This window comes from Neisseria sp. HMSC065C04 (assembly GCF_001815375.1).
In the GTDB taxonomy this organism is placed as follows: domain Bacteria; phylum Pseudomonadota; class Gammaproteobacteria; order Burkholderiales; family Neisseriaceae; genus Neisseria; species Neisseria flavescens_D.
Map to the genome: position 1 here is coordinate 1 of NZ_KV820410.1, position 203 is coordinate 203.

The following is a 203-nucleotide window of genomic DNA, read 5'->3' on the forward strand; positions in this document are numbered from 1 at the left end:
ACAGCAAAGATGCCGTTAACGGCAGCCAACTGTTTGCGACCAACCAAAACGTCGCCAACAACGCCGCCAATATCGCCAAAGGCATCAACTTCGGCGGTACCACCGGCAGCAACAACTACGCGTTGGGCGACACCATCAATGTCAAAGGCGACAGCAACATCATCAGCGAAACCGTAGCCGGTGGCGCACAGCTGAAACTGGCC

At 56.2% G+C, this 203-nt stretch carries 1 protein-coding gene; it reads left to right on the top strand.

Annotated elements, in window-relative coordinates; translation table 11 throughout:
• Positions 1-203 (top strand): hypothetical protein (locus HMPREF3022_RS11700; protein ID WP_168166412.1); only part of this gene is annotated, 203 nt, incomplete at both ends.